The 7295-nt window shown below is 64.9% G+C and carries 10 protein-coding genes and 1 tRNA gene; 3 read left to right on the plus strand and 8 right to left on the minus strand.

Annotation, left to right across the window (positions count from 1 at the left end; all coding sequences use genetic code 11):
* Positions 1 to 34 precede the first annotated feature (34 nt).
* Complete coding sequence (gene efp, locus KY389_RS02625; protein ID WP_219829233.1) at positions 35 to 598, minus strand: elongation factor P; 564 nt, start codon at positions 596 to 598, stop codon at positions 35 to 37.
* 357 nt (positions 599 to 955) lie between these two features.
* On the opposite strand from efp, the gene KY389_RS02630 reads away from it, so the two are divergent.
* The gene (locus tag KY389_RS02630) at positions 956 to 1282 is read left to right on the plus strand and encodes a DUF6280 family protein (protein ID WP_101752457.1); all 327 of its coding nucleotides are present in this window, start codon (positions 956 to 958) and stop codon (positions 1280 to 1282) included.
* Between the two features lie 58 nt (positions 1283 to 1340).
* Here KY389_RS02630 and KY389_RS02635 read toward each other — a convergent pair whose 3' ends face one another.
* Both KY389_RS02635 and KY389_RS02640 read right to left on the minus strand, forming a co-directional pair.
* On the minus strand, positions 1341 to 2294 hold the full coding sequence (locus KY389_RS02635) for a 1-phosphofructokinase family hexose kinase (protein WP_219829234.1): 954 nt from the start codon (positions 2292 to 2294) through the stop codon (positions 1341 to 1343).
* Positions 2291 to 2698 carry a metallopeptidase family protein gene (locus tag KY389_RS02640; protein WP_219829235.1) on the minus strand — a complete coding sequence of 136 codons (408 nt, stop codon included), beginning with the start codon at positions 2696 to 2698 and terminating at the stop codon, positions 2291 to 2293. Before KY389_RS02640 ends, KY389_RS02635 begins: the two co-directional genes overlap by 4 nt.
* 78 nt (positions 2699 to 2776) lie before the next feature.
* On the opposite strand from KY389_RS02640, the gene gltX reads away from it, so the two are divergent.
* Complete coding sequence (gene gltX / locus KY389_RS02645; protein ID WP_219829236.1) at positions 2777 to 4099, plus strand: glutamate--tRNA ligase; 1323 nt, start codon at positions 2777 to 2779, stop codon at positions 4097 to 4099.
* A 165-nt stretch (positions 4100 to 4264) separates the two neighbouring features.
* A tRNA-Met gene (locus KY389_RS02650) sits at positions 4265 to 4341 on the plus strand.
* 102 nt (positions 4342 to 4443) lie between these two features.
* Here the strand turns inward: KY389_RS02650 and KY389_RS02655 are convergent.
* The 5 genes from KY389_RS02655 to KY389_RS02675 all read right to left on the minus strand — a co-directional run bounded on the left by KY389_RS02655 (position 4444) and on the right by KY389_RS02675 (position 7083).
* Positions 4444 to 4875 carry a helix-turn-helix domain-containing protein gene (locus KY389_RS02655; RefSeq protein ID WP_219829237.1) on the minus strand — a complete coding sequence of 144 codons (432 nt, stop codon included), beginning with the start codon at positions 4873 to 4875 and terminating at the stop codon, positions 4444 to 4446.
* On the minus strand, positions 4875 to 5108 hold the full coding sequence (locus tag KY389_RS02660) for a phage major capsid protein (protein ID WP_219829238.1): 234 nt from the start codon (positions 5106 to 5108) through the stop codon (positions 4875 to 4877). Before KY389_RS02660 ends, KY389_RS02655 begins: the two co-directional genes overlap by 1 nt.
* An 81-nt stretch (positions 5109 to 5189) precedes the next feature.
* Positions 5190 to 5663: an XRE family transcriptional regulator gene (locus KY389_RS02665; RefSeq protein ID WP_219829239.1), complete on the minus strand. Its 474-nt coding sequence runs from the start codon at positions 5661 to 5663 to the stop codon at positions 5190 to 5192.
* 168 nt (positions 5664 to 5831) lie between these two features.
* On the minus strand, positions 5832 to 6737 hold the full coding sequence (locus KY389_RS02670) for a BrxR family helix-turn-helix transcriptional regulator (protein WP_219829240.1): 906 nt from the start codon (positions 6735 to 6737) through the stop codon (positions 5832 to 5834).
* A gap of 157 nt (positions 6738 to 6894) precedes the next feature.
* Complete coding sequence (locus KY389_RS02675; RefSeq protein WP_246587897.1) at positions 6895 to 7083, minus strand: helix-turn-helix transcriptional regulator; 189 nt, start codon at positions 7081 to 7083, stop codon at positions 6895 to 6897.
* Positions 7084 to 7295: the final 212 nt, after the last annotated feature.

The following is a 7295-nucleotide window of genomic DNA, read 5'->3' on the forward strand; positions in this document are numbered from 1 at the left end:
TTGCGCGGGGCCCAGGTCGAATCGGGCCTCGAAATCAGGCGCGTTCGCTGTATTCGAACAATTCGGTATTCACAACGATCCGTTCGCCTTCGCTGACAAAGGGCGGGATCATGATGCGCACGCCATTGTCCAGGATGGCGGGCTTGTAGCTGTTCGCGGCCGTCTGGCCCTTCACGACCGGCTCGGTCTCGGCGACGGTGCAGATCACCTTCTGCGGAAGCGAGACAGACAGCGCCTCTTCCCCGTAATATTCGACCGTCGCAGTCATGCCGTCCTGCAGGAAGGGGCGGCGGTCTCCCAGCAGTTCGGCATCCAGCTCGGTCTGCTCGAAGGTCTCGCTGTCCATGAAGACCAGCTTGCCGTCGGATTCATACAGGAATTGCTGATCTTTCTGGTCCAGACGCACGCGCTCCACCTTGTCTTCGGAGCGGAAGCGTTCGTTCAGCTTGCGGCCGTCGCGCAGGTTCTTCATTTCGACCTGGGCAAAGGCGCCGCCCTTGCCGGGCTTCACATGGCTGACCTTGACGGCGGCCCAGAGGCCCCCGTCATGTTCCAGCACGTAGCCGGGGCGGATTTCGTTGCCGTTGATCTTGGGCATGGGTGGGTCTCGTCGGTTTGCGGAAAAATCAGGCCGTCCGGGGCGTTGAACGACCGCTTGGCGCCCCTATATCGGGGCCTGCGGTATGAGGCAACCCGAACGGACTTGCGACGTTGTCAAGAGACCTGCTGCGACAAAATCGCATCGCAGGCTCTGAAGTGTAAAAGTTTTTGCCCTGTCTTTGCATGACATGCATTAAAGACATGGCAGACATGCGGCGGGGGGAATACCGAATCGGCGGCAAAGCAGGGTAAGCCCTGCGGCACCGTCGGAGAAACGGAACGATAACCAGGGGCGTGCCAAACCCGCCCCGAAGGTCTCTTTTGCTTGAAGAGGCCGCAAAGATGGACGAAAAAGATGCGCGATTTTGTTGACGGCTCGGCTTTCAACTTCGAACAAGGTCAGCGGGCCCGCAAATTGTTTGCAGCCGTGGTGCTGGCGGCTCTGGACGATGCCATTGCCGACGACAAGAAATACGGCAACGGCCCCGAGCAGATCGCCCGATGGGCGCGCTCGCGGGACGGGCGCGAGGTGCTGTCCTGCGCCGGGATCGACCCGAACGAACGTGTGGTCAAGGGTCTGATGGAATTCGTGTCCAAGGGTGTGCGCACCTCGGTCGCCCTCTCGCGCGAGGAGAGCGAGCGTCGCATGGCTGCCGAAGCCGATGAAGCCGAAGCGGCCTGACTGCATCGGCGCTGCGTGATTGATTATGGGCCGTCCCCCTTGGGGCAGCCCATTCGCATCAGAGCCGGGTGATGACGCGCTGCGAATAGAAGTGGCGCACATCTTCCGCATGACAGAGCTGCGTTGCCGGCGTCATCACCGCTGCCGAGGCCGCCGCAGTCCCCAGCGCCAACGCCTCTTGCACAGGCCAGCCGCGCGCCATTGCCAGAACGAAGCCCGCCACGAAGCTGTCCCCCGCGCCCACTGCGCTGACGACATCCACCTCGGCCGCGGCGGCGTGCCATGCGCCCTCTGGTCCCGCGATCACCGATCCGTCGGCGCCGCGCGCCACGATCACCATCCGTGCCGCGCCGTGCTGGACCAGACCCGCGGCGAATTCCGCGCTGTCCTCGCGCCGGGGCAGGGGGCGGCCTGCCAGACCCTCGGCCTCGTGGCTGTCCATGCGCAGCACATCGACCGGGATCGACGACCCCGCCAGCGCCATCAACGCTTCGCCCGAGGTGTCAACCAGCAGCTTGGCGCGCCCGTCCTTCAGGCGCACGGTCAGCATTTGCTCGAATCCCGGCGCGATGCCCGGCGGGTTCGACCCCGACACGACCACCCAGCCCCCGGCCAGCGCGGCCTCGGCAATGGCGGCGATGGTGCCGGCAACCTGCGTCATGTGCCATTCCGGCCCCGGCATCACAAAGCGGTATTGCCCGCCCGTCGTCCGGTCGGTGACGGCCAGCGACTGGCGCGTCTCGCCCGGCGCGGTCAGGCGCAGCACGTCCAGCCCCGCCTCACGCAGCATCTCGGCCACCCGCGCACCCGTCGCCCCACCAAGCGCGACCATTGCGGTGGATTGACCGCCGATGATCTTGATGGCGCGGCTAACATTGATGCCGCCGCCGCCCGGGTCCATCACCGGCTTGTCGCAACGCAGCTTGAGGTCGGGAACAACGCTGTCGGCGGCGGTGGACAGGTCCAGCGCCGGATTCAGCGTCACTGTCAGGATGGGGGCTTGGCCGCTCATTCCCACCACTTGTCGATGCGCGCGATGTCGTCATCCGACCAGCCGAAGTGATGCGCCATTTCGTGCGTGACGACATGCACGACCAGATCGCCAAGCGAGACATCCCCGCGCGCGGCCCATTCGTCGAGGATCGGCCGGCGATAAAGCCAGATGATGTCGGGCTGGCCCGGCTGGTCGCTGACCGACTTTTCCGTCAGCGGGACGCCGTCATAAAGACCGGTCAGCTCGAACGGATCGTCGATCTGCAATTCGTCCAGCACCTCGTCGGGGGCGAATTCCGCCACGCGGATGGCGACGCCCGCCGCGCCTTCGGCGAATTCGGCGGGCAGGCCGGCCAATGCGCTGCGTGCCATGGCTTCGATCTCGGCTGCATCCGGGGGTGTCAGCCCGTCCCAATCGGTCATTCGCGCCTCCTGCGTTCAGCCCCTGATATGGACAAAAACTGTCGCCTGTGAAAGAGCGATGCCAACAGGAGACGCCCCATGACCATCACCCGTTTCGCGCCATCGCCCACCGGCCACATTCATGTGGGCAACCTGCGCACCGCGCTGTTCAACTATCTGATCGCCCGGAAGGCCGGCGGAACCTTCATCCTGCGGCTTGACGATACCGACCGGGAGCGCTCGCGCGAGGAATATGTCGAGGGCATCAAGCGCGATCTCGACTGGCTGGGTCTGCACTGGGACCGGGTCGAGCGTCAGTCCCTGCGGCTGGACCGCTACCGCGCCGAGGCCGAGGCGCTGAAGGCCCAGGGCCGGCTTTACGAGGTGTTCGAGACCCCGACCGAACTGGATCTCAAGCGCAAGAAGCTGCTGAACATGGGCCGGCCCCCGGTCTATGACCGCACCGGCCTGTCGCTGTCGGATGCGGACAAGGATCGCCTGCGGGCCGAGGGGCGCGAGGGTTACTGGCGCTTCCTGCTGGAGCATGAGCGGATCGAATGGACCGACGGCATCCTGGGCGACATCTCGATCGACGCGGCCTCGGTCAGCGATCCGGTGCTGATCCGCGCGGATGGGCAGGTGCTTTACACCTTCGCCAGCAGCGTGGACGATACCGACATGGGCGTGACCCACATCGTGCGCGGTTCGGACCATGTGACGAACACCGCAACGCAGATCCAGATCATCCGCGCCATCGGCGGCACGCCCCCGGCCTTTGCACATCACTCGCTGTTGACGGGCGCCAAGGGCGAGGAACTCTCCAAGCGCATCGGTGCGCTGTCGCTGAAGGATCTGCGCGAGGCGGGCGTGGCCCCCGAGGCGCTGATTTCCCTGATGGCGCGGTTGGGATCAGGCGTGCCGGTGGGGCTTGCCTCGCTGGACGAGCTGGCTGAGAGCTTCGATCTGAGCCGGTTCGGTGCCTCGCCAACCAAGTTCGATGCCGAGGATCTGTGGCCCCTCACGCGCGAGCGCAACCAGGCGCTGCCCTTCGATCAGGTCGCGGACCGCATCGCCGCGCTTGGCGTGCCTGCCGATCAGGCCGAGCGCTTCTGGCGTGTCGCCTCGCAGAACATCACCCGGCTGGAGGATCTGGCCGATTGGTGGCGCATTTTCAGCGAAGGCGCCGAGCCCCAGATCGACCCCGAGGATGCAGATTTCGTGGCGCAAGCCATGGCTCTGCTGCCCGAGGCGCCGTTCACGGATGCGACCTGGGGTGATTGGACGGCCCGGGTCAAGGAGGTCACCGGTCGCAAGGGCAAGGCATTGTTCATGCCGCTGCGCAAGGCTCTGACCGGCCGGGCGCATGGTCCCGACATGTCCGAGGTTATGCCGCTGCTGCGCGTGGTGAAGGCGCGCGCCTGATTGCGTCCCGCGGCAGGGCGGGGGGCTTGCCGCCCCCCGCACCCCCCGCTGCGGGGCATGGATGGCCAACCTTCGTGCCTGTTCGAGAAACTGCATCAAGTGTCTCGATTTCGGTCTAAAAGCGCTTGACGCCACTCCGGCAGTCCCTTAGATCGCGCTCATCGTGGCGGAGTAGCTCAGTTGGTTAGAGCAGCGGAATCATAATCCGCGTGTCGGGGGTTCAAGTCCCTCCTCCGCTACCAGAGTTTCCCCCCTTATCGCATTGCTGGAAAAGGAAAATCCGGGTTTCCGATTTTCCCAGACCCATCATTAGACCCACCAGCGCGACGGCGCTTGAACGGGTTTCAGCGGCGGGAGCGGGCTTGCTTGAAGCTTGGACGCGGGCGCCCCATCAGATCGGCGGCGTCCTCGAGGACCTTGCGCCCCTCGGCGGGGGTAAGCTGCCAATGCCCGGCCATGACGCGCCAGTCGGCCAGGTCGCGCGGGCTCACGCCTGCGGACCATCGCACCATCAGCCAGCCCATGGCAGCGATCCGGAACTTGTCCAGCTGGGCGGCCTTCTCGGGCGTCAGAAAGAAGCGACCGATTCGCGCGTTGAAGGCGTGGGACGCGTCGATGAGGCCGCGCCCATGCTTGACCAGCTCGCCGCGCTGGCGCATTTGCCAAACCCGGCGCGGGCTGACGCCAAGGTATTCGGCCAAGCGCGGCGCGGTGATCACGATTGCGCCCGAATCGGCATAGGCCGTGCCGGGCGCGTCGATGCGTTGCCGGGGCATTATTCCGGCGCGGCAGGGGCGTTCTGGCCCAGGGCGAAGCTCTCCCGGTGGCGAACGGCAATGTCCACGTCCTGAAACGCGCGCAGCACCAGCCCGTCAGAGGCCGCCAGCGTCCAGGTATCGGCGCGCAGGTTGAGGCCCGACCACATGCCAACCAGAAGATCGGTCCAGTTGCCAAAGAAGGCATCGCCGGGCCGGGCTTGGCTCGACTTGATCCTGCGATAGCCGCTCACCGTCTCCCGTATCGCACAGGAGCTGGTCGCTTCTTAAGACAAGGTTGCTCATCATCACCCCCGTCAGTCCGGGAGCTTGAATCACGCAGGCCCGGCGGCCTCAAGCCAATTAATGGATCCTGACCCTAACCGGTCCCCCGGTCCCGCCGGTCCGCCCTCGCGAGAGATCATGTCACAGCTCATTTCCCAAAGATCCCCCTTCAGCGCGGTGTGCGAGCATCCGGTCAGACGCGGGTCGCAGTTGCCGGAGGCGTGGCGGATCTCGGCCAGCCCGCCGCGCTCGTTCTGGGTGACGGGCGTGCCGAAGATCTCGACGATCGCCTTCGCCGCCGTCGCGCCCACCGCCCGGTCGAGAGCCAGACGCATGAGCAGCGCGGGGTCGACCTCCGGCGCCTTCGCCAGCGAGGGCACCCGGTCGAGCGGCACCTTGTTGCGCCCGACCTTGAGGAAGGTCATCATGTTGGCGTTGGCGAAGCCCGCCTCGGGGGCGATCTCGGCCTGGGTCTTGCGGTGCGGCAGGTCGCGGACGCGGTCCGCGATCAGCCAGAATTGCACCTTTCGAGAGCGGTGACTTGAATGCAAACAGCGCAGCTTCAACCTGGTGAGGATTGAGGTCCACCTGCGCGTCCAAAAGAGCTCCCGCGAGTTTTTCCATTGTCCGCAACGGAATGCCGCTTACTCAGTTCGTATGCGAATAGTTTGGCGTGATATTCCGTGATCAACTTACATCTCCGGAACCTGAATCGCCGGCCCGAAGGCATTGCCGACGTAGGAAAAATGGCAATCGATCTGTTCGGGATTGAGCAGCACGATCTGCTGATCCTGCGGCTTCCTCGCGTCGGGGTCGGTATCGAGTCCAAGGCGCTTTAGCGCGTAGTACAGCAACGCCCGCCGGACTTTGATCTTCGCCTTGCCGCCGCGCATCCCGTAGTCGAGCGCGATGACCTTGGCCTGCGTCTCCGAGAGCCCGGGGTGGGGGCCGACCTCCAGAGTGACCTCCGAGTGCCAGTCGTGGTCCGCCTCCGGCGAGATGTCGCTCTCGCGCGACCCGCGGATCTCGAGGATCCGCGAGAGCAGGAAATCCTTGAAGCATTCATCGGCCTGGCAGAACGCCCGCGCGTGCCAGCGGAAGCCGTCGAAGGCGATGGCGTGGGGGGCGACCCAGCGCCATCGGGGCTCGGGGCTGGAGAGGGACTGGTATCTCACCTCGATCGCCTCGGCCCGACGGATGGCGCCGACCACCGAGCGGAGCGTAAGCGGATTGACGCCGCGCACGGGTGTCGGCGCGGCCGCGTAGGGCGGAAGATCGGCAATCCAGCAGTCGTCGCGTTCGAGGATCCCGTCCGCGACCGACCGCAGCTGGGCGAGATAACGGCTGGCGTCGGGCTCGAGGAACTGCGGCTTGAACGCGGGGCCGCGCACATAGGTCCGCGCGCTCTTGTCGTAGACCATGTTGTCGGGCGCGAAGCCGATGTAGCGGTTCAGGTCGGTGGACGCCTGGTTTGCCGAGACCCCGAACTGATCCATCAGGTCGCTGCGGTTCACATGTCCCTCCCAGAACAGGCGGAACTCTATGAACTCGAGGCGCTGCTCGATACCCCAGCGCAGTCCCGACCTGCCGCTCTCCATCACGCTCTCCCAACTCCGGCCGTGCGCACGCTAACTATGCGCACCCATATACTGGGTCTGCACTGAGGCAGACCGAGCCGGGAAGGCGGCGCAATCGAAATGCGTCGCAAATCAGAGCTTTGTGGCGTGGATTGCGAGCTGGAGTCCGTGACTGGCGTCAGGACGCCCTGATCTGTTGGTCAGCCGTCGATTGAATAACTTCCTGTTCGAACGCCTCGATGTCGCAGACGCGATAGACCACCCGCCCGCCGAGTTTCGTGTAGGCCGGACCTTCTCCCGCCCATCGCCACCGCTCCAGCGTGCGTTGGGAGATGGTCCAGCGATCGGCGAGTTCCTTCTGGGTCATGCAGTTCCGTTTCATATTGTCCTCCATCCTGAGCAACTCGGTCTGGTTGCATGCGCACGAAGGCGTGAAAGAAAATGCGAGGCAAGTCAGTTAGTTGCGCAATGCCGCGCATTGCGTCTGGTTAGGCGACTGTGTGAGCCTGCTGCGGTGATCCGGGGATGTCCCGATGAATGTTGAAATCGGGTCGGGGCAGCGTTGCCGGGCTCATGGTT

This window comes from Paracoccus bogoriensis (genome assembly GCF_019431455.1).
Lineage (GTDB): Bacteria > Pseudomonadota > Alphaproteobacteria > Rhodobacterales > Rhodobacteraceae > Paracoccus > Paracoccus bogoriensis.

Bases quoted from the DNA above. Each gene is read 5' to 3' on its own strand.
- efp (WP_219829233.1), bottom strand. From the start codon at position 598: ATGCCCAAGATCAACGGCAACGAAATCCGCCCCGGCTACGTGCTGGAA.
- KY389_RS02630 (WP_101752457.1), top strand. From the start codon at position 956: ATGCGCGATTTTGTTGACGGCTCGGCTTTCAACTTCGAACAAGGTCAG.
- KY389_RS02635 (WP_219829234.1), bottom strand. From the start codon at position 2,294: ATGAGCGGCCAAGCCCCCATCCTGACAGTGACGCTGAATCCGGCGCTG.
- KY389_RS02640 (WP_219829235.1), bottom strand. From the start codon at position 2,698: ATGACCGATTGGGACGGGCTGACACCCCCGGATGCAGCCGAGATCGAA.
- gltX (WP_219829236.1), top strand. From the start codon at position 2,777: ATGACCATCACCCGTTTCGCGCCATCGCCCACCGGCCACATTCATGTG.
- KY389_RS02655 (WP_219829237.1), bottom strand. From the start codon at position 4,875: ATGCCCCGGCAACGCATCGACGCGCCCGGCACGGCCTATGCCGATTCG.
- KY389_RS02670 (WP_219829240.1), bottom strand. From the start codon at position 6,737: ATGGAGAGCGGCAGGTCGGGACTGCGCTGGGGTATCGAGCAGCGCCTC.
- KY389_RS02675 (WP_246587897.1), bottom strand. From the start codon at position 7,083: ATGACCCAGAAGGAACTCGCCGATCGCTGGACCATCTCCCAACGCACG.